Source organism: Streptomyces tateyamensis, assembly GCF_003205575.1.
GTDB lineage: Bacteria > Actinomycetota > Actinomycetes > Streptomycetales > Streptomycetaceae > Kitasatospora > Kitasatospora tateyamensis.
The window spans coordinates 13060-32504 of record NZ_PYBW01000058.1 but is presented as its reverse complement, the minus strand read 5'-3'; the positions used below and the strand labels follow the sequence as shown (position 1 = coordinate 32504).

General features: G+C 73.5%; 16 protein-coding genes and 1 pseudogene. 8 read left to right on the top strand and 9 right to left on the bottom strand.

Annotated elements, in window-relative coordinates; translation table 11 throughout:
* Nucleotides 1–4: 4 nt before the first annotated feature.
* The 3 genes from hutU to C7C46_RS18350 form a co-directional block, all read right to left on the bottom strand.
* Entirely contained in the window at nucleotides 5–1660 is a 1656-nt protein-coding gene (gene hutU, locus C7C46_RS18360; protein WP_110670987.1) for a urocanate hydratase, read from the bottom strand.
* A gap of 200 nt (nucleotides 1661–1860) precedes the next feature.
* The gene (locus C7C46_RS18355) at nucleotides 1861–2211 is read right to left on the bottom strand and encodes a hypothetical protein (protein ID WP_110670941.1); all 351 of its coding nucleotides are present in this window, start codon (nucleotides 2209–2211) and stop codon (nucleotides 1861–1863) included.
* Nucleotides 2212–2242: 31 nt separating this feature from the next.
* Complete coding sequence (locus C7C46_RS18350; RefSeq protein WP_110670940.1) at nucleotides 2243–3100, bottom strand: MurR/RpiR family transcriptional regulator; 858 nt, start codon at nucleotides 3098–3100, stop codon at nucleotides 2243–2245.
* A gap of 184 nt (nucleotides 3101–3284) precedes the next feature.
* Here C7C46_RS18350 and C7C46_RS18345 point away from each other — a divergent pair, with 184 nt between their 5' ends.
* Complete coding sequence (locus tag C7C46_RS18345) at nucleotides 3285–3707, top strand: hypothetical protein (protein ID WP_110670939.1); 423 nt, start codon at nucleotides 3285–3287, stop codon at nucleotides 3705–3707.
* A gap of 25 nt (nucleotides 3708–3732) precedes the next feature.
* Here the strand turns inward: C7C46_RS18345 and hutH are convergent, their stop codons facing one another.
* The 4 genes and pseudogenes from hutH to C7C46_RS18325 all read right to left on the bottom strand — a co-directional run bounded on the left by hutH (nucleotide 3733) and on the right by C7C46_RS18325 (nucleotide 9587).
* Nucleotides 3733–5307: a histidine ammonia-lyase gene (gene hutH, locus C7C46_RS18340; RefSeq protein WP_110670938.1), complete on the bottom strand. Its 1575-nt coding sequence runs from the start codon at nucleotides 5305–5307 to the stop codon at nucleotides 3733–3735.
* Nucleotides 5308–6025: 718 nt separating this feature from the next.
* Nucleotides 6026–7153, bottom strand: a pseudogene (locus C7C46_RS36615) (GGDEF domain-containing protein); the annotation flags it as partial.
* Nucleotides 7154–7355: 202 nt separating this feature from the next.
* Nucleotides 7356–8555 carry an adenylate/guanylate cyclase domain-containing protein gene (locus C7C46_RS18330; protein ID WP_110670937.1) on the bottom strand — a complete coding sequence of 400 codons (1200 nt, stop codon included), beginning with the start codon at nucleotides 8553–8555 and terminating at the stop codon, nucleotides 7356–7358.
* 135 nt (nucleotides 8556–8690) lie between these two features.
* Entirely contained in the window at nucleotides 8691–9587 is an 897-nt protein-coding gene (locus tag C7C46_RS18325) for a biotin--[acetyl-CoA-carboxylase] ligase (protein WP_110670936.1), read from the bottom strand.
* Nucleotides 9588–9812: 225 nt separating this feature from the next.
* Here C7C46_RS18325 and C7C46_RS18320 point away from each other — a divergent pair, with 225 nt between their 5' ends.
* From C7C46_RS18320 to C7C46_RS18300, 5 genes are all read left to right on the top strand, one after another.
* Nucleotides 9813–11411, top strand: coding sequence for an acyl-CoA carboxylase subunit beta (locus tag C7C46_RS18320; protein ID WP_110670935.1), 1599 nt, complete (start codon nucleotides 9813–9815; stop codon nucleotides 11409–11411).
* Between the two features lie 27 nt (nucleotides 11412–11438).
* Nucleotides 11439–11657 (top strand): acyl-CoA carboxylase subunit epsilon, encoded by a 219-nt coding sequence (locus C7C46_RS18315; protein WP_110670934.1) that lies wholly within the window; start codon nucleotides 11439–11441, stop codon nucleotides 11655–11657.
* Nucleotides 11658–11748: 91 nt separating this feature from the next.
* Nucleotides 11749–12348, top strand: coding sequence for a nucleoside triphosphate pyrophosphatase (locus tag C7C46_RS18310; protein ID WP_110670933.1), 600 nt, complete (start codon nucleotides 11749–11751; stop codon nucleotides 12346–12348).
* A 50-nt stretch (nucleotides 12349–12398) separates the two neighbouring features.
* On the top strand, nucleotides 12399–13163 hold the full coding sequence (locus C7C46_RS18305; protein ID WP_110670932.1) for a hypothetical protein: 765 nt from the start codon (nucleotides 12399–12401) through the stop codon (nucleotides 13161–13163).
* Nucleotides 13164–13370: 207 nt separating this feature from the next.
* The gene (locus C7C46_RS18300) at nucleotides 13371–15158 is read left to right on the top strand and encodes an acetyl/propionyl/methylcrotonyl-CoA carboxylase subunit alpha (RefSeq protein WP_110670931.1); all 1788 of its coding nucleotides are present in this window, start codon (nucleotides 13371–13373) and stop codon (nucleotides 15156–15158) included.
* 104 nt (nucleotides 15159–15262) lie between these two features.
* Here the strand turns inward: C7C46_RS18300 and C7C46_RS18295 are convergent, their stop codons facing one another.
* On the bottom strand, nucleotides 15263–16192 hold the full coding sequence (locus tag C7C46_RS18295; protein WP_245984495.1) for a DeoR/GlpR family DNA-binding transcription regulator: 930 nt from the start codon (nucleotides 16190–16192) through the stop codon (nucleotides 15263–15265).
* A gap of 197 nt (nucleotides 16193–16389) precedes the next feature.
* The gene (locus C7C46_RS18290) at nucleotides 16390–17826 is read right to left on the bottom strand and encodes an NAD(P)H-quinone dehydrogenase (protein ID WP_110670929.1); all 1437 of its coding nucleotides are present in this window, start codon (nucleotides 17824–17826) and stop codon (nucleotides 16390–16392) included.
* Nucleotides 17827–17964: 138 nt separating this feature from the next.
* On the opposite strand from C7C46_RS18290, the gene C7C46_RS18285 reads away from it, so the two are divergent.
* Nucleotides 17965–18402 carry a gamma-glutamylcyclotransferase family protein gene (locus tag C7C46_RS18285; protein WP_110670928.1) on the top strand — a complete coding sequence of 146 codons (438 nt, stop codon included), beginning with the start codon at nucleotides 17965–17967 and terminating at the stop codon, nucleotides 18400–18402.
* Nucleotides 18403–18570: 168 nt separating this feature from the next.
* Nucleotides 18571–19392, top strand: coding sequence for a purine-nucleoside phosphorylase (locus tag C7C46_RS18280; protein WP_110670927.1), 822 nt, complete (start codon nucleotides 18571–18573; stop codon nucleotides 19390–19392).
* Nucleotides 19393–19445: the final 53 nt, after the last annotated feature.

Sequence of the window (19445 nt, the reverse complement as noted above, 5' to 3'; positions counted from 1 at the left end):
AGGGTCACAGCTCGCCCATGGGGATGCGAACGCCCCGCTCGCCGGCGACCTCGTCGGCACGGTCGTAGCCGGCGTCCACGTGCCGGATCACGCCCATGCCCGGGTCGTTGGTGAGCACCCGGCGGATCTTCTCGCCGGCCAGCGCGGTGCCGTCGGCGACCGTGACCTGGCCGGCGTGGATCGAGCGGCCGATGCCAACGCCGCCGCCGTGGTGGATGGAGACCCAGGACGCGCCGGAGGCGACGTTGACCATGGCGTTGAGCAGCGGCCAGTCGGCGATCGCGTCGGAGCCGTCCAGCATCGCCTCGGTCTCGCGGTACGGGGAGGCGACCGAGCCGCAGTCCAGGTGGTCGCGGCCGATCACGATCGGGGCGGACAGCTCGCCGCTGGCGACCATGTCGTTGAACCGCTCGCCGGCCTTGTCCCGCTCGCCGTAGCCGAGCCAGCAGATCCGCGCCGGCAGGCCCTGGAAGTGCACCTTCTCCTGAGCCATCTTGATCCAGCGGTGCAGCGACTCGTTCTCCGGGAACAGGTCGAGCACGGCCTTGTCGGTCTTGGCGATGTCCTGCGGGTCGCCGGAGAGCGCGGCCCAGCGGAACGGGCCCTTGCCCTCGCAGAACAGCGGGCGGATGTAGGCCGGCACGAAGCCGGGGAAGGCGAAGGCGCGGTCGTAGCCGGCCTGCTGGGCCTCGCCGCGGATCGAGTTGCCGTAGTCGAAGACCTCGGCGCCGCGGTCCTGGAAGCCGACCATCGCCTCGACGTGCCTGGCCATCGACTCGCGCGAGCGCTGGGTGAACTCGGCGGGCTTGGCGGCCGCGTAGTCGGCCATGTCCTCGAAGGCCACGCCGGTCGGCAGGTAGGAGAGCGGGTCGTGCGCGCTGGTCTGGTCGGTGACGATGTCGATCGGTGCGTCCATCGCGAGCAGCTGCGGGAAGACCTCGGCGGCGTTGCCGAGCAGGCCGATGGAGAGCGGCTGCTTCTTGTCCCGGGCGGCGGCGGCCAGCTCCAGGGCGTGCTCCAGGCTGGTCGCCTCGACGTCCAGGTAGCGGTGCTCGATCCGGCGGGCGATCCGGGACGGGTCGCAGTCGACGCAGATCGCCACGCCGCCGTTCATGGTGACGGCCAGCGGCTGGGCGCCGCCCATCCCGCCGAGGCCGGCGGTGAGGGTGACGGTGCCCGCCAGCGTGCCGTTGAAGCGCTTGTTGGCGACGGCGGCGAAGGTCTCGTAGGTGCCCTGCAGGATGCCCTGGGTGCCGATGTAGATCCAGGATCCGGCGGTCATCTGGCCGTACATGGTGAGCCCCAGGCTCTCCAGCCGGCGGAACTCCTCCCAGTTGGCCCAGTCGCCGACCAGGTTGGAGTTGGCGATCAGCACCCGGGGGGCCCACTCGTGGGTCTGCATCACGCCGACCGGGCGGCCGGACTGGACCAGCATGGTCTCGTCCTGCTTGAGGCCCTGCAGGGTGCGCACCATCGCGTCGAAGGAGCGCCAGTCGCGCGCGGCCTTGCCCGTGCCGCCGTAGACGACGAGCTTGGAGGGGTGCTCGGCCACCTCGGGGTCGAGGTTGTTCATCAGCATCCGCAGGGCGGCCTCCTGCTGCCAGCCCTGGGCCGTCAGCTTCGTCCCGCGCGCCGCGCGCACCTCTCGCGGACCACTCACCTGCTGCTCCGTCATGCTGCCGGCCTCCTTGCGGATGGTTTCATTCACGATTGACTGGACTGAATATATCCAATCATCCGGAGCCAGGCCAGAGGCTCCGCAGTCCCAATCCTGCGGTCGCCACCGTGATGGCGGCACGCGGTGTTCACCCGCCCAGGCGGGCGGCGCCCAGCCCGGGGCGGACGGGCGGCGCTCCCCGCTCAGGCCGCCTCGTCGCCGTCCCAGTCGATGCCGATCTCGGCCAGCCAGGCGCGGTCGCGGGCGGCGGTGTCGGCGGTGTCGAGCGGGAGCATCGGCAGGCCGGGCGGGCGCGGGATCTCCTCGATCGGGCCCAGGCCGTAGGGCTCGCCGGGGTTGGTGACGGCGGTGGCGGGCTCGCTCAGGCCCACGTGCACCACGCTCTCGTCCCCCGGCTCCAGCACGGTCAGTCCGGGGCGCGGCGGACCGGCCAGCGCCACCCGGCGGCCGCAGCTCGGACAGGCCCACTCCTCGGCGCCCGTGGCGAGCTTGCCGACCGGCCGCATTTCGTGGATCACGCGCATCGCGGACACCCCCGTTCGTCCTGTCCAGGGGATGCCCGGATTACTCCAGGAACAAGCCTCGGGCCGCCGCCGACTGCTCGATCGCCTCCAACCGGGCCTCGGCGCCCGGCAGTTCGTCGCACATGGTCTGCAGCAGCACCCGGCCCAGCACCATCGGCGCACAGGCGGTGTCGAAGACCAGGCCGGTGCCGACCTCGGCCGGCAGCATCAGGTCGGAGAGCGCGGCCACCGGCGCGAAGGCGCTGTCCGCCACGGTGAGCACGGTCAGTCCGCAGTCCCGGGCCACCGCGAGCGCGTCCATCAGCTCGCGCGGGTAGCGCGGCAGCGCGAAGCAGAGCAGCGCGGTGGCCCCGGCCGCACGGGCCTGCTCGATCCGGTCGGCCAGCATCGAGCCGCCTTCGGAGATCAGCCGGATGTCCGGGTGCACCTTGGCGGCGAAGTAGGCGAAGCCGTAGGCCTGGGCGGAGGCTGCCCGCAGGCCCAGCACCGGCAGCGGCCGGGAGGCGGCCAGCAGCCGGGCCGCGCGCACGATCGGCTCCGGGTCGGCCAGCAGCGCGGCCAGCCGCTGCAGGTGCGCGATCTCGGCCAGCACCGCCTGCTGGTGCTCGTTGCGCACCACCTCGGCGGGGCTCTCCGGCACCGCCGTCTCCCCGCCGCCGAGCTCGCGCAGCCGCCGGCGCAGTGCCGGGTAGCCGTCGTAGCCGAGGGCGACCGCGAACCTGGTCACCGAGGGCTGGCTGACCCCGGCCAGCTCGGCCACCTCCACGCTGGACAGGAACGGCGCCTCGGCGGCGTGCCGCACCAGGGCGTGCGCGATCCGGCGCTGGGTGGGCGTCAGGCGGTGGCCGTCGAACAGCACCAGCAGCCGGGCGGACGGGCCGGGCGACGGCTCGCTCATGTACGGGGTCCCTTCGGCGGTGGGTGTCCGATCGACTGTGCAGCAGCCGCGGTACGAGGGGCAATGATGTCTCGTCGGCCGGACCGGAACCGACCCGGGGCTCCTCAGGGTCACCCTGATTTCTCCCCGATAGCGCGGTGACTGCGGCTGGACCCCGCTCACCACCAGCGGCCAGGCTGGTGCCATGGACGACAGCCGCCCCACCGAATTCCGCAGCGAACTCGACGCCGCTCTGCAGGCCCGCAAGGAGCTGGGGCCCGAGTACGAGACCGAGTTGGTCGACTCGTTCCTCTCCCGGATCGACGCCCGCCTGGACGCCCGGGTGGAGCACCGGGTGGCCGAGCGGCTGGACGCCTACGAGTCCGACCGCGGCGGCCGGGGCCCCCGCACCCGCCGCGAGCGGGACGGCAAGCGCGGTTGGGGCGCGATGCCGATCGTCTCGCTGGTCTTCGCGATCCCGCTGACCGCGATCGGCGCCAGCCACGGCCTGCCCGGGATGCTGATCTCCTGGGCCGGCATCGTCGGCGTCAACCTCGCGGCCGTCGGGGCCGAGCAGCGCGAGCAGCAGCGCCAGGCGGCCAACGCGCGCCGGAGCGAGTGGGCCTGACGGCCCACCCGCTCCTGACGACGGGTCAGGCCAGCGGGCCGGTGACCTGCTCGACCGCGCGGATCAGCGCGCCGGAGGCGACGAACGCCTCGGCGGCGGCCAGGTCCGGCGCCAGGAACCGGTCCCGGCCGGCCCCGCCGACCCCGGCCTCGCGGGCGGCGGCCAGCGCCGCGGCGGTGGCCGGAGCCGATGCCACGGTGCCGTCGGCGGTGCGGATCTCCAGGGCGCGGGCGGCGGCGGTCAGCTCCACGGCCAGGATCCGGCCCAGGTTCTCGACCGCCTGGCGCAGCTTGCGGGCCGCCGACCAGCCCATCGAGACGTGGTCCTCCTGCATCGCGGAGGACGGGATCGAGTCCACCGAGGCCGGCACGGCCAGCCGCTTGTTCTCGCTGACCAGGGCCGCCTGGGTGTACTGAGCGATCATCAGACCGGAGTCCACGCCCGGGTCGTCGGCCAGGAAGGCCGGCAGGCCGTGCGAGCGGCCCTTGTCCAGCAGCCGGTCGGTGCGGCGCTCGGAGATCGAACCGAGGTCGGCGGCCGCGATCGCCAGGAAGTCCAGCACGTAGGCGACCGGGGCGCCGTGGAAGTTGCCGTTGGACTCCACCCGGCCGTCCGGCAGCACCACCGGGTTGTCGACGGCGGCGGCCAGCTCGCGCTCGGCCACCGTGCGGGCGTGCGCCACGGTGTCGCGGCCGGCGCCGGCCACCTGGGGGGCGCAGCGGATCGAGTAGGCGTCCTGCACCCGCGGCGCGTCGTCCTGGTGGTGGCCGGTCAGGCCGGACCCCTTGAGCACGGCGAGCATGTTGGCGGCGCTGAGCGCCTGGCCCGGGTGGGGGCGGATCGGCCCGTGCAGCTCCGGGGCGAGCACCTTGTCGGTGCCGAGCAGCGCCTCCAGGCTCATCGCGGCGGTGATGTCGGCGGTGGTGAACAGGCGCTGCAGGTCGGCGATGGCCATCACCAGCATGCCGAGCATGCCGTCGGTGCCGTTGATGAGGGCCAGGCCCTCCTTCTCCAGCAGCTCGATCGGGGCGATCTCGGCCTCGGCCAGCAGCTCGTTGGCCGGGCGCTCGGCGCCGTCCGGGCCGTAGGCCAGGCCCTCCCCCATCAGCACCAGGGCGCAGTGCGAGAGCGGGGCCAGGTCGCCGGAGCAGCCCAGCGAGCCGTACTCGCGCACCACGGGGGTGATGCCGGCGTTGAGGATCGCGGCCATCGTCTCGGCGACCAGCGGGCGCACGCCGGTGCGGCCGGACGCCAGGGTCTTCATCCGCAGGAACATCAGGGCGCGGGTGACCTCGCGCTCCACCGCCGGGCCCATGCCGGCCGCGTGCGAGCGGACCAGCGAGCGCTGCAGCTGGGCGCGCAGCTCGGGGCTGATGTGGCGCACGGCGAGCGCGCCGAATCCGGTGGAGACGCCGTAGACCGGGCGCGGCTCGGCGGCCAGCGCGTCGATCCGGGCCCGCGAGACGGCCATCTCGGCGAGCGCGTCGGGGCCGATCTCCACCCGGGCGTCGCCGCGCGCGACGGCGAGCACGTCCTCGGCGGTGACGTCGGCCTTGCCGACCTGAACAAGCGGCGCGTCGGCGGCCGGAGCACTGTGCATATCCATATGCACTATCAGATCAGCTGAATGAAGATATGACAACCGCCTGTTCGGCTGTTCGGCTGTTCCCACAGGACCGAACTCAGCTCGGCGGCGGTGAGGCCGGTCCGGCCAGGGCGACCGCCACCAGCGCCCGCAGCGCCGGAGCGACCTGGCCCAGCGGCAGCGTCGCCTCGTCGGCGAACAGCTCGACCAGCCAGCCGCCGGCCGGGTTGACCCCGCCCGCCGCCACCATGCCGCGGTAGCCGCCGACCATGAGCACCGCCTCCTCGGCCGGGTCGTTGCCCACCGCCCCGGTGCGCAGCGCGAAGCTGCCGCCGCGCACCGCCCGCCGGGTGAGCGGGTAGTGCTCCAGGTCGAAGACCGCGTCCGGCGCCTCGATCCGGGCCCGCTGGCTCTCCAGCCGGCGGGCCGCCGCGGGGGACAGCTCCTCGCCGCGCAGGGCGGGACCGCTGGTCATCCGGTACACGGCGTGCCGGGCGGTGTGCATCAGCCGCGAGCCGGGCGGCACGTAGGAGATCCACCAGGCCACCGCGTCCAGCAGCCGGGCCGCCGTCTCCGCCACCGCGGCCAGGCGCCCCAGGGTGTCCGCCGGGTGGTGCAGCCGCGGGCCGTGCTCCTGGTCCAGCGCGGCGAGCACCACCGACAGCAGCTGCCCGGGGTCGGCGCTGTGCGCGGCGCCGCGGAAGCGCCGCCGGTCGGCGTGCGGCAGCCGCACCCCGCTGCCGGGCCGCGGCGCCCGCCCGTCCGCCCGGTGGTGCGGGTCGGCCGCGTCGGCCAGCAGCACGGTGGGGTCGGGGGCCAGGCCCGGGCCGTGGCTGCGCCCGGCCACCACCGGGTGCGCGGCGCGGGCCGCCTTGGCCCGGTACTGCGCGGCGTCGGCCAGCCGGAAGAGGCGGTCCGGGGTGGAGACCGGCCCGATCGCGTCCCCGGTGGAGGCCACCCCGCAGGCCACCCCCTCCCCGTGGGCCAGCTGCAGCGCCTTGGCGCACAGCTCCTCGGCCACCGCGACCACCTCGTCCGCCTTCTGACCCTCCGCCAGCAGGCAGAACTCGTCCCCGCCGAGCCGGGCGGCCAGCGAGCCGGGCAGCTTGGCCCCGGCCATCGAGAGCTGGTTGGCGAACCGTTCCAGCAGCCGGTCGCCCATCTCGTGGCCGTGCTGGTCGTTGATCCGCTTGAGCCCGTTGACGTCGCAGACCACCAGCGAGACCACGGTGTTGTCGCGGTTGTGGGCGGCCAGCGCGGCCTCCAGCCGGGCGTCCACCGCGCGCCGGTTGGCCAGCCCGGTCAGCGGGTCGGTGAAGGCGAGCCGGCGCAGGTCGGCCAGCCGCTCGGTCTGCGCCAGGCCGGCCGAGATCTGCGCGGCCAGCAGGGTCGCGTACTGGGCGTCGGCCTCGGTGAAGACCGGCAGTCCGGCGCCGCGGGCCAGGTAGAGCTCGCCCCAGGCCTGCCCGTGCAGCACGATCGGCGCCACCAGGCAGCAGGACCGCCCGCGCCGGCGCAGACCGGCGGCGCGCTGCTGGCAGAACGGGCCGGCGCCCGGGTGCGCGGTGGCGGCGTGCGGCACCAGCTCCTCCGCCGTCTGCACCCAGGCCCGGGGCAGCCGGCCGGTGCTCCAGTGCTCGTCCAGGTAGGTGACGATCTCGGGGAAGTCGGCCACCGGGTAGGACTCGTCCTCCGGGACCTCCTCCTCCCCCGCGGCCAGCTCGCCGTGGTTCACCAGCACCCGCAGCCGCCCCGACTCCCGGTCCCAGACCGAGACCGCCGCCATCGTCGCGCCCAGCGCCGCGGTGGCCCGGGCGGCCGCCGCCCGCACCGCCTCCAGCGCGCTCTGCGCCGCCGCCATGTCCTGGGCCAGCTCGACCACGGCTTGCAGCCGCTGGTCCAGGCCGCTGGCCACCACCGCGTCTTCGGGCGACCCATCGGGGTGTTCGAGCTCGGCCATCACGAGACCAGACTAGGGCGATGACGGAGTGAAATGCCCGAATTCGTCGGAAAAACATCCGTCAGGCCGCCGCGCGTCCGGTCGCCCGACCGGATCCGCCGGGTCAGGCCGCGGGCCGGCCGCGCCGGGTCAGCAGCCAGGGCTCGACCAGGCCGAGCCCGCGCACCGGTCGGCGCCACATCGCCTGCAGGTGGAAGCGCGGCTGCCCGCCGGGCGCGGCCGGTGCGCCCAGCGCCCCCAGCGGCGCCCCGGAGTGCGCGGCCAGTGCCTCGGCCAGCTGGGCCTGCGCCGTCCCGGTGCCGTCCGCGGCGCCCTGGGCGGCCGCGCCGGCCTGCTCCAGTACGGCGGCGAACTCCCCGTCGATCAGCACCGCGTCCCGCTGCGCGATCGAGGTGAGCCGGCTGGCCAGGTTGACCGTCGTGCCGAACACGTCGCCCATCCGCGAGGTGACCGTGCCGAAGGCCATCCCGACCCGCAGCGCCGGGATGTTCTCCTCCCCGGTCAGCGTCTCGACCAGGCTGAGCGCGATCTCCGCGGCCGTCACCGGGTCCTCCGAGACGAACAGGATCTCGTCGCCCAGGGTCTTGATCAGCCGGCCGCCCTGACCGGCGATCAGGTCGGCGCAGGTGGACTCGAAGGTCTCCACCAGCGAGCCGAGCTCCTCCTCCTCCAGCCGGCGGGAGAGCCGGGTGAAGCCGACCAGGTCGGCGAAGCCCACCGCGAGCCGGCCGCTGGTGATCTCGGCGTCCTCGGCGGCCTGCACCACCCGTCCGGTGACCGCGGCCAGCTGCCGGCGCCAGACGTAGACGAGGAACTGCTCCAGCTCCGGCAGCAGCAGCTCGACCAGCGGGTAGGCCACCTCGGCCCGGGTCAGGCCGGGCTCGGCGGCCTGGGTGAGGTTCTCCAGGAAGGTGTCCATCTGCCAGCCGGCCAGCCGCGCGGTGGTCTGGCCGGTGGAGCGGGCCACCTGGATCGCCATCGACTCGTTGATCAGCCCGGACTCCACCAGGCCGGCCAGGCGGCGCAGCGCGATCACGTCGCCGTCGTTGAGCGCCCGGGACTGGCCGATGTCCGGGAAGCCCATCGCCCGCCAGAACCGGGTGGCCAGCTCCATCGGCACCTCGGCGGTGCGGGCGGCCTGGTACGGGGTGTAGCGCCGCGGGGCCCCCAGGATCAGCTCCTCCAGGTCCAGGGCCACGGTCTGGTCCGCGTCCTCGGACCCCGCGTTGCCGCGGGTGCCGGCCCTGGGCTCCTGCCCGCCGTCGTCGTCTGCCACCGGTCCGTCCCCGTGCGGTCGCCGCACTTGCCGTGAGGTCCCATCCTGCGGTGAGGCGCGACGCGCGGTCGCACACGACAGTGGCGCGCCTCACACCGTGCCAGGTGGCATCGTCGCACGGAATCCGCCGATCCGGAGCATCCGGGAGCGAACACTGCCACGTCAGGCGCTGCGCGGCTCCGGTCGCACGTGCACCACGTCACCCGCGCCGACCGCCTGCCGGCTGCCGTCCGCGGTGCGCACCACCAGCCGCCCGTCGGTGTCCAGCGCCACCGCCTCGCCGCGCAGTTCGCGGTCCCCGGGCAGTTGGACCAGCACCTGGCGGCCCAGCGTGGTGCAGCGCGCGGCGTAGGCCGGCAGCAGCCCGCTGGCCTGCGGGTCGCCGGCCGCCCCCTGCCACTCCCCGTACAGCTCGGCGAACTCGCGCAGCAGCGCGCGCAGCAGGGTGGCCCGGTCGGTCACCTCGGCACCGGCCAGCGCGAGCGAGGCGGCGGTGGGCACCGGCAGCTCGTCCGCGCGCAGCGTGACGTTCAGACCCAGGCCCGCGACCACGGCCTCGCCGGTCAGCTCGGTGAGGATGCCGCCGAGCTTTCGCTCCTCGCCGTCGATCTCCACCTGCAGGTCGTTGGGCCACTTCAGGCCCACCGACACGCCCGACACCCGGTGCACGGTCGCGGCCACCGACACGCCGACCAGGATCGGCAGCCAGCCCAGCCGTTCGCGCGGCACGGTGGGACGCAGCAGCATCGACAGGAAGAGGCCGGAGCGCGCCGGGGCGCTCCACGCCCGGTCGAGCCGGCCGCGCCCGGCGTACTGGCGCTCGGCCACCAGCACCGCACCCTCGGGCTCGCCCTCGCGCGAGCGGGCGGTCAGGTCGGAGTTGGTGGAGCCGGTCTCCTCCACCACGTCCAGCGCCGTCCACCGGCCGCCGGGCACCAGCAGGTCGCGGCGCAGCGCCTCGGCGTCCAGCGGCGGGCGGTCCAGATCGGTCCAGGGGGACGGACCGGCGTGGCCGAAGCCACGCAGTCCACTGCGGCGGGGTCGATCAGCCTCGGTCATGGGCCCAGCGTAGGGGGCGGGGGCCGCTCGGCCGGGCCGACGCGGAGGGACTGCCGGTAGCCGTACGCCGACCCATCGTCCCGCAGCAACGCTCGTTAACACACTGTGTCGCTGGCCATAACACCGGTGCCGCGCGGCTGGCTAGGCTACCCGACGGTAGTTCGTGGCAGCTGCCCGTTCCACCTGCCCTCCACCCCTGACTGTTCACGTGAGGAACCCCACGGGATGACCGACCTGCCCACCTCGCCGGACCCGCACACCACTGCCGGCAAGCTCGCCGATCTGCGCCGCCGGATCGACGAGGCGGTGCACTCCGGCTCCGCTGCGGCGGTCGAGAAGCAGCACGCCAAAGGCAAGTTGACGGCCCGCGAGCGCGTGCTCGAACTGCTCGACGAGGACTCCTTCGTGGAGTTCGACGAGTTCGCCCGGCACCGCTCCATCAACTTCGGCCAGCAGAAGAACCGCCCCTACGGCGACGGCGTGGTGACCGGCTACGGCACCGTCGACGGCCGCCAGGTCGCGGTCTTCGCCCAGGACTTCACCGTCTTCGGCGGCTCGCTCGGCGAGGTGTTCGGCGAGAAGATCGTGAAGGTGATGGACTTCGCGCTGAAGACCGGCTGCCCGGTCATCGGCATCAACGACTCCGGCGGTGCCCGGATCCAGGAGGGCGTGGTCTCGCTCGGCCTGTACGGCGAGATCTTCCGCCGCAACGTGCACGCCTCCGGTGTGATCCCGCAGATCTCGCTGATCATGGGCCCGTGCGCGGGCGGTGCGGTCTACTCCCCCGCGGTCACCGACTTCGTGGTGATGGCCGACCAGACCTCGCACATGTTCATCACCGGCCCGGACGTGATCAAGACGGTCACCGGCGAGGACGTCGGGATGGAGGAGCTCGGCGGCGCCCGGACCCACAACACCAAGTCAGGCAACGCGCACTACCTGGCGGCCGACGAGAAGGACGCCATCGAGTACGTCAAGAACCTGCTCTCCTACCTGCCCTCCAACAACCTCGCCGAGCCGCCGGTCTTCCCGCAGGCCGCCGACCTGGCGGTGACCGAGGAGGACCTGGAGCTCGACACCATCGTGCCGGACTCGGCCAACCAGCCGTACGACATGCGCAAGGTGATCGAGCACGTGCTCGACGACGGCGAGTTCCTGGAGACGCAGCCGCTGTACGCGGGCAACATCGTCACCGGCTTCGGCCGGGTCGAGGGCCACCCGGTCGGCGTGGTGGGCAACCAGCCGATGGACCTGGCCGGCTGCCTGGACATCGCCGCCAGCGAGAAGGCCGCCCGCTTCGTGCGCACCTGCGACGCCTTCAACGTCCCGGTGCTGACCTTCGTGGACGTGCCCGGCTTCCTGCCCGGCACCGGGCAGGAGTGGGACGGCATCATCCGCCGCGGCGCCAAGCTGATCTTCGCCTACGCCGAGGCGACCGTGCCGCTGATCACCGTCATCACCCGCAAGGCCTTCGGCGGCGCCTACGACGTGATGGGCTCCAAGCACCTGGGTGCCGACCTCAACCTGGCCTGGCCGACCGCGCAGATCGCGGTGATGGGTGCGCAGGGCGCGGCCAACATCGTCTACCGGCGCGAACTGGCCGAGGCCGCCGCGGCCGGGCAGGATGTGGAGGCCCGCCGGGCCGAGCTGGTGGCCGAGTACGAGGACACCCTGCTCAACCCGTACCTGGCGGCCGAGCGCGGCTACGTGGACGCGGTGATCGCGCCCTCCGAGACCCGTACCCACATCGTCCGCGGGCTGCGTGCGCTGCGCGGCAAGCGCGAGGTGCTGCCGCCGAAGAAGCACGGCAACATCCCCCTGTAACGACCCCGGCGAGGAGAGCTGCAAGCGATGTCCGAGTTCCAGGTGCTGCACGGTCAGCCGACCCCCGAGGAGCTGGCCACCGTCCTGGCGGTGGTCCAAGCCCGGGCCGCCGCCGGCCAGGCCGCGCTCGACGCGGCCGCCACGGCGAGCGGCCCGGCCTCCGCGTGGACCGACCGCGCCCGCGCCATGCACCCGCTGCCCCGTCCCGGCGCACACGCCTGGCGCACCTCGGGCTGGGCGCGCTGAACTGAACCGTCGCTCCCTTCCCGCTCCGGCGGCGGGGGAGCGACGGGCTCCAGGGCGAGTCATCCGATTGGCACGCCCTAGGCTGGGCGGCATGACTGATCGCCGCCCGCTCGTGCTCGCCTCCGCCTCCCCCGCCCGCCTGGGCCTGCTGCGCCAGGCCGGGCTCGACCCGCAGGTGATCGTCAGCGGGGTGGACGAGGACGCGCTGACCGCCGACAGCCCGGCCGAGCTGGCCCTGGTGCTGGCCCGGGCCAAGGCCGCCGCGGTGGCCGACCGCCTCACCGGCGGCGAGCTGGTGATCGGCTGCGACTCGGTGCTCGAACTGGACGGCCAGGCGCTCGGCAAGCCCGCCGACGCCGCCGAGGCGGTGCGCCGCTGGCACGCGATGCGCGGGCGCTCCGGCGTGCTGCGCACCGGACACTGCCTGATCGACACCGCCACCGGCCGGCAGGCCGGCGCCACCGCCTCCACCACCGTGCACTTCGCCGAGCCCGACGACGCCGAGATCGCGGCCTACGTGGCCAGCGGCGAACCGCTGCACGTGGCCGGCGCCTTCACCCTGGACGGCCGCTCGGCCCCCTTCGTGACCGGCATCGAGGGCGACCACGGCAACGTGATCGGCCTGTCGCTGCCGCTGCTGCGCACCCTGCTGGGCGAACTCGACCTGCGCATCACCGACCTGTGGAGCTGACGGAGCCTCACCGCTAGGCTGGCGCCGCCGTCGCACAGGGGGAGGGCCGGATGGCGGACATGGTGCTCAACCTCGTGCTGGGACTGCTCACCAGCGCGATCGGCGCGGCGGTCGGCTGGCTGGTCCAGTTCCTGCGCCGGCGACGGCGGTTGGACCGGCTGCGCACCTTCTTCGGGATGCCCGGCGGCAGCGACTGCCTGCTGGTGGTCAACCGGCACGTCAGCGCGAACAGCGGCCAGAGCGTGCACCGCAGCGACGTCAGCGCCCTGATGGAGCTCGCGGTGCTGGTCAGCTCCTGCGGCGCCCGCCCGGAGATCGTTTCGCACGACCAGGTGCACGAGGGCCTCGGCGAGAAGGCCGAGTTCTGCCTGGGCGGCCCGCACAGCAACGAGCGCGCCGCGGCCCACCTGCTGTGGCGACTGCCCAACGTCACTTTCCAGTACGCCCCGGGCACCTGGGGCTCGGTCACCGTGGGCGAGGACGAGTACCACGGCGAGCCCTCCAGCCAGACCTCGCCGGGCTGGAGCTACGCGCTGCTGGCCCGGCTGGACCCGGGCGCCGGGCGCCGGCCCACCTTCCTGATCCTGGGTCAGGCCGCGATCGCCAACCACGCGGCGGTGCGCTTCCTGGTGCGCCGCCAGCACGAGCTGATGCGCCGTTACGGCCCGCACGGCAGCTTCGTCCTGATGCTGCGGGTGATCAATCCGGGCAAGTACGGACCTGACGAGGTCGAGCTGGTGGCCGACGTGACGGCTGCCGCGACCACCCCAGCACCCTCCGCCACCTCCCAGAGTCCGGCCGCGCTCGCCCCCTGATGTGGCGAAGACCACCGCAGCCTCAAGGGCGCTCCAGTGATACCCCAAGCCCCCGGCGTACCGTTGCCACCTGCGACCCTCCCGCTGTGTGCGCGCATGATCACCATGTGCGTGACGCTCCGTGTGGGCAAGCTCACCACCTGGGGCTACTCGCCGGTACTACCCCCTCATCCCTAAACTCCATCGAGGTTCAAGAAGGGAGCCACAGTGCGCAAGGTGCTCATCGCCAACCGCGGAGAAATCGCTGTCCGCGTTGCCAGGGCGTGCTCGGACGCCGGTATCGCCAGTGTCGCCGTCTATGCCGAGCCCGACCGGGACGCGCTGCACGTGCGCGTGGCCGACGAGGCCTACGCTCTCGGCGGCGACACGCCCGCGACCAGCTACCTGGACATCGCGAAGGTCCTCAAGGCGGCCGCCGACTCCGGTGCGGACGCCGTCCACCCCGGCTACGGGTTCCTCTCCGAGAACGCCGAGTTCGCCCAGGCCGTGCTCGACGCCGGCCTGGTCTGGATCGGCCCGCCCCCGCAGGCCATCCGCGACCTCGGTGACAAGGTCACCGCCCGGCACGTGGCCCAGCGCGCCGGCGCGCCGCTGGTGGCCGGCACCCCCGACCCGGTCTCCGGGCCGGACGAGGTGGTGGCCTTCGCCGCCGAGCACGGCCTGCCCGTCGCGATCAAGGCCGCCTTCGGCGGCGGCGGCCGCGGCCTCAAGGTCGCCCGCACCCTGGAGGAGATCCCGGAGCTGTACGAGTCCGCGGTCCGCGAGGCGGTGGCCGCCTTCGGCCGCGGCGAGTGCTTCGTCGAGCGCTACCTCGACAACCCGCGCCACGTCGAGACCCAGTGCCTGGCCGACCGGCACGGCAACGTCGTCGTCGTGTCCACCCGCGACTGCTCCCTGCAGCGCCGCCACCAGAAGCTGGTCGAGGAAGCCCCCGCCCCGTTCCTGACCGCCGAGCAGAACGCCGAGCTGTACCGGGCGTCCAAGGCGATCCTGCGCGAGGCCGGCTACGTCGGTGCCGGCACCTGCGAGTTCCTCGTCGCCCAGGACGGCCTGATCTCCTTCCTCGAGGTCAACACCCGCCTGCAGGTCGAGCACCCGGTCTCCGAGGAGGTCACCGGCATCGACCTGGTCCGCGAGATGTTCCGCATCGCCGACGGCGAGGAACTGGGCTACGACGACCCGCCGGTGCGCGGCCACTCCTTCGAGTTCCGGATCAACGGCGAGGACCCGGGCCGCAACTTCCTGCCCGCCCCCGGCACCGTCACCCTGTTCGCCCCGCCCTCCGGGCCCGGCGTGCGCCTGGACGCCGGCGTGGAGTCCGGCTCGGTGATCGGCCCCGCCTGGGACTCCCTGCTGGCCAAGCTCATCGTCACCGGCACCGACCGCAAGCAGGCCCTGCAGCGCGCCCACCGGGCGCTGGCCGAGTTCAAGGTCGAGGGCATGGCCACCGCCCTGCCCTTCCACCGGGCCGTGGTCACCGACCCCGCGTTCGCCCCCGAGGTCCACGGCTCCCAGGCGCCGTTCACGGTCTACACCCGCTGGATCGAGACCGAGTTCGACAACACCATCAAGCCGTTCGCCGGCGGTGCGGTCGAGGGCGAGGAGCCCGACGGACGCGAGACCGTGGTCGTCGAGGTCGGCGGCAAGCGGATCGAGGTCTCGCTGCCCGCCTCCCTCGGCGCGGCCACCGCCTCCGCCTCCGCCCCCGGCAGCGCCGGGGCGGGCAAGGCCAAGCGCCGTGTCGGCGCGAAGAAGGCCGGCGCGGCCGTCTCCGGCGACACCCTCGCCTCACCGATGCAGGGCACCATCGTCAAGGTCGCGGTGGAAGAGGGCCAGGTCGTCGCCGAAGGCGACCTGATCGTCGTCCTGGAAGCCATGAAGATGGAACAGCCCCTCAACGCCCACAAGGCCGGCACCGTCGTCGGCCTCAAGGCCGAGGTCGGCGCCAGCGTCAGCAGCGGCGCCGCCCTCTGCGAGATCAAGGACGCCGAGTAACGGCCCCGGGCTGACCCCGCGTCAGCTCCCTCTGGATGGCCCGCTGGTCGACTCCGACCGGCGGGCCATCGGGTTCCCGGGCCGCCCCGGCCCGCGCGGCGCCCTCACCTGGCCCCGGCGGCCAGGCGGGTGGGCAGGTGGCCCGGTGGCGCCTGGTGCGGGGCCGGGCGGCGCGGTCCGGGCAGCGGGGCGCTGCCGGGACCGGGCGCGCGGCGCGGCGCGCCGGGCGGCTGGACCTGCTGCGGGTGGCGCTCCAGGCCGGGGTGGCCGGGCGGCTCGGCGACCAGGCCCAGCGGGGCCAGGGCGATCTGCACTCCGCAGTCGGCCAGCGCGTCCAGCTCGCGGGCGGTCGGGTCGTGCCCGGCGGCCTGCTCGTCGGTGACCAGGCGGGTGATCGCCTCGGTCGGCACCGTCTGGAACATGCTGTCCGCGCCGAGCTTGGTGTGGTCGGCGAGGACGATTACCTCGGCGGCCGACTGCACCAACGCCCGGTCCACGCTCGCGGAGAGCATGTTGGCCGTAGAGAGGCCGCGCTCGGCGGTCAGTCCGCTGCCGGAGATGAATGCCTTGGTCACCCGCAGGCCGCTCAGGGCCTGTTCGGCTCCGCTGCCCACCAGGGCGTAGTTGGAGCCGCGCAGGGTGCCGCCGGTCATCACCACCTCGACCCGGTTGGCGTGCGCGAGGGCCTGGGCGACCAGCAGCGAGTTGGTGACCACGGTCAGGCCCGGCACCCGGGCCAACCGACGGGCCAACTCCTGGGTGGTGGTGCCGGCCCCGATCACCACCGCATCCCCCTCCTCGACCAGCGTGGCCGCCAGATCGGCGATCGCGCTCTTCTCGGCGGCGGCGAGGTGGGTCTTCTGGGGGTACCCGGGCTCACGGCTGAAGCCGCCGGGGAGCACCGCGCCGCCGTGCCGGCGGTCGAGCAGCCCCTCGGCCTCGAGCGCCCGCACGTCCCGGCGGACGGTCACTTCGGAGGTCTGGACCACGCGTGCCAACTCGCGGAGCGACACGGCTCCGTTGGCGCGCACCATTTCGAGAATCAACTGGCGACGTTCTGCAGCAAACACAGAACCGACGGTAACCCCCTGGGCGGTCGGCTTTCAGGCGTTTGCCGCTAGTAAGAGGAACTCCGCCCCGCTCGGCGGCGCGCGGGCTTACAATGCGCGCCGCGGAGCTCCGGCGTACCCCGGCCGAGTGGGCGAACCGCCCGCGCGAGGGGGTGAAACGATCAGGATTCGCTCTCGGCCCGCTTGCGAATGTGCAGCTGGCGGGCGGCTTCGGCAGTCGAACCGGACAGCGAGGGGTACACCGTGAAAGCGCTCGCCACCTGCTCGACCGTCAAGTTGTTGTCCACCGCGAGCGAGATCGAGTGAATCAGTTCGCTCGCGCGCGGCGCGACCACCACACCGCCCACCACGATGCCGGTGCCCGGGCGGCAGAACAGCTTCACGAAGCCGTCCCGGATGCCCTGCATCTTGGCCCGCGGGTTGCCCCGCAGCGGCAGCTTGACCTCGACCGCGTCCATCTTTCCGCAGGACACGTCCGCCGCGGTGTAGCCCACGGTGGCGATCTCCGGGTCGGTGAAGATGTTGGAGGCGATGGTCTTCAGGTTGAGCGGCTGCACCGCGTCGCCCAGCGCGTGGTACATCGCGATCCGGCCCTGCATGGCCGCAACCGAGGCGAGCATGAAGACGCCGGTGCAGTCGCCGGCCGCATAGACGCCGGGGGCGGAGGTGCGGGAGACCCGGTCCACCTTGATCTGGCCCCAGTCGTTCAGCTTGACCCCGGCCTCCTCCAGGCCCAGTTCCGAGGTGTTGGGGATCGAGCCGACCGCCATCAGGCAGTGCGTGCCGCTGACCACCGTGCCGTCGCCGAGCTGCGCCTCGACCCGGTCGCCCACCCTCTTGACGCTCTCGGCGCGCGAGCGGCCGAGCACGTTCATGCCGCGGCGGCGGAACACGTCCTCCAGCACCTCGGCGGCGTCCGGGTCCTCGCCCGGCAGCACCCGGTCCCGGCTGGAGATCAGGGTGACCTTGGAGCCCAGCGCCTGGTAGGCGCCGGCGAACTCGGCGCCGGTGACGCCGGAGCCGACCACGATCAGCTCCTGGGGCAGCTCCTCCAGGTCGTAGACCTGCTTCCAGTTGAGGATCCGCTCGCCGTCCGGCTGGGCGTCCGGCAGCTCGCGCGGGCGCACCCCGGTGGCGATCAGCACCGCGTCGGCCCGCAGCGACTGGGTCGACCCGTCCGGGGACGCCACCACCACCTCGCGCGAACCGTCCGCCGCCTGGCCGCCGGCGCCGAGCCGGCCGGCGCCGCGCAGCACCGTGACCCCGGCGCGGGTGACCGACTGGGTGATGTCGTGCGACTGGGCGATCGCCAGCCGCTTCACCCGTCGGTTGACCTTGCCCAGGTCCACGCTGATCGCGCGCTCACTGTCGCAGGCCAGCCGGATGCCGAGCTCCTGGTAGGAGGCGTCGAAGCCGGTCATCACCTCCGCCGTGGCGATCAGGGTCTTCGAGGGCACGCAGTCGGTCAGCACCGCCGCGCCGCCCAGGCCGTCGCGGTCGACGACGGTCACCTCCGCGCCGAGCTGAGCCGCCACCAGGGCCGCCTCGTAGCCGCCGGGTCCACCACCGATGATCACGATCCGAGTCACGTGCACCATTGTCCCGCACGCCGACGCACACACGTGCAGCGGGCCGCTGGTTCGTGCGGGTCACCAATCGGTGTGACGCACCGCACAGCGCGCACCCCGGCCCGGCGGGCCCTTGATCGGGTTGCCAACTCCCGTAGGCTGACGCCCATGTCGCTCTACGCCGCGTACGCCACCAACCTCGACGCCCGGCAGATGAGCCGCCGCGCGCCGCACTCGCCGTTGCGCGGCACCGGCTGGCTGGACGGGTGGCGGCTGACCTTCGGCGGCGAGCACCTGGGCTGGGAGGGCTCGCTGGCCACGGTGGCGGAGGACGAGAAGGAGCGGGTCTTCGTCTCGCTGTACGACGTGGCGCCGATGGACCTGGAAGGCTTGGACCGCTGGGAGGGCCTGCAACTGGGCATCTACCGCAAGGTGCGGCTGCGCGCGCAGACCCTGGACGGCTCGATCCCGGTCTGGACCTACGTGCTGAACGACTACGAGGGCGGGCTGCCGGCCGCCCGCTACCTGGGCCTGATCGCGGATGCCGCGGAGAGCGCCGGGGCGCCCGACGACTACGTGCACGAGCTGCGCCGCCGCCCCTGCTGACCGGCCGGCCCGGGGGCCCCGGCCGCCGCGCGGACAACTGGAGTTTCCACCGAAGGCACCCCCCGGCCACTGCCGATAACCGGTGTTTTCCGGTCAAACGGGTAACGATCCGGCATGGTCCGACCCCGGGTTCTACGCGCGTAGGGTTTTCTTGTCTATCCTCGCGGTGTGAACGCTTCTCCTCAGACCGCCGTGTCCGACGACCCCTACGCAGCCGCCCAGGCCGCCGCTGCCCGCCTGCGCGAGCTGACCGGTGTCGAGCGGCACGACGTCGCCCTGGTGATGGGCTCCGGCTGGGTGCCGGCCGCCGACCTGCTCGGCGAGACGGTGGCCGAGATCTCGGTGACCGACCTGCCGGGCTTCCCGCCCCCCGCCGTGGCCGGGCACGCCGGCAAGATCCGCTCCGTCAGGGTGGGCGGCAAGTACGCCCTGGTCTTCCTCGGCCGCAACCACTACTACGAGGGCCACGGCGTGGCCACCGTGGTGCACGGGGTGCGCACCGCCGCCGCCGCCGGCTGCGGGATCGTCGTGCTGACCAACGGCTGCGGCGGCCTCCGCGAGGGCTGGCAGCCCGGCCAGCCGGTGCTGATCAGCGACCACATCAACCTGACCGCCGACTCGCCGATCGTCGGCGCCAACTTCGTCGACCTCACCGACCTGTACGCCAAGCGGCTGCGCGAGCTGTGCCTCGAGGTGGACCCGACCCTGGACGAGGCCGTCTACGTCCAGTTCCGCGGCCCGCACTACGAAACCCCGGCCGAGGTCAACATGGCCCGGGTGATCGGCGGCGAGCTGGTCGGCATGTCCACCACGCTGGAGGCGATCGCCGCCCGCGAGGCCGGCGCCGAGGTGCTCGGCATCTCGCTGGTCACCAACCTGGCGGCCGGCATCACCGGCGAGCCGCTGAACCACGCCGAGGTGCTGGAGGCCGGCAAGGCCTCCGCCGAGCGGATGGGCGCCCTGCTGGCGAAGGTCCTGGAGCGGATCTGACCACCCTGCGGCCCGGGCACCCGCACTGTGCGGGTGCCCGGGCCGATCCCTGA

Coding starts and splice junctions, on each gene's coding strand:
- C7C46_RS18285 (WP_110670928.1), top strand. CDS start 17,965: ATGTCGCTCTACGCCGCGTACGCCACCAACCTCGACGCCCGGCAGATG.
- C7C46_RS18295 (WP_245984495.1), bottom strand. CDS start 16,192: ATGGTGCGCGCCAACGGAGCCGTGTCGCTCCGCGAGTTGGCACGCGTG.
- C7C46_RS18320 (WP_110670935.1), top strand. CDS start 9,813: ATGACCGACCTGCCCACCTCGCCGGACCCGCACACCACTGCCGGCAAG.
- C7C46_RS18305 (WP_110670932.1), top strand. CDS start 12,399: ATGGCGGACATGGTGCTCAACCTCGTGCTGGGACTGCTCACCAGCGCG.
- C7C46_RS18315 (WP_110670934.1), top strand. CDS start 11,439: ATGTCCGAGTTCCAGGTGCTGCACGGTCAGCCGACCCCCGAGGAGCTG.
- C7C46_RS18350 (WP_110670940.1), bottom strand. CDS start 3,100: ATGAGCGAGCCGTCGCCCGGCCCGTCCGCCCGGCTGCTGGTGCTGTTC.
- C7C46_RS18345 (WP_110670939.1), top strand. CDS start 3,285: ATGGACGACAGCCGCCCCACCGAATTCCGCAGCGAACTCGACGCCGCT.
- hutH (WP_110670938.1), bottom strand. CDS start 5,307: ATGCACAGTGCTCCGGCCGCCGACGCGCCGCTTGTTCAGGTCGGCAAG.
- C7C46_RS18325 (WP_110670936.1), bottom strand. CDS start 9,587: ATGACCGAGGCTGATCGACCCCGCCGCAGTGGACTGCGTGGCTTCGGC.
- C7C46_RS18310 (WP_110670933.1), top strand. CDS start 11,749: ATGACTGATCGCCGCCCGCTCGTGCTCGCCTCCGCCTCCCCCGCCCGC.
- C7C46_RS18290 (WP_110670929.1), bottom strand. CDS start 17,826: ATGGTGCACGTGACTCGGATCGTGATCATCGGTGGTGGACCCGGCGGC.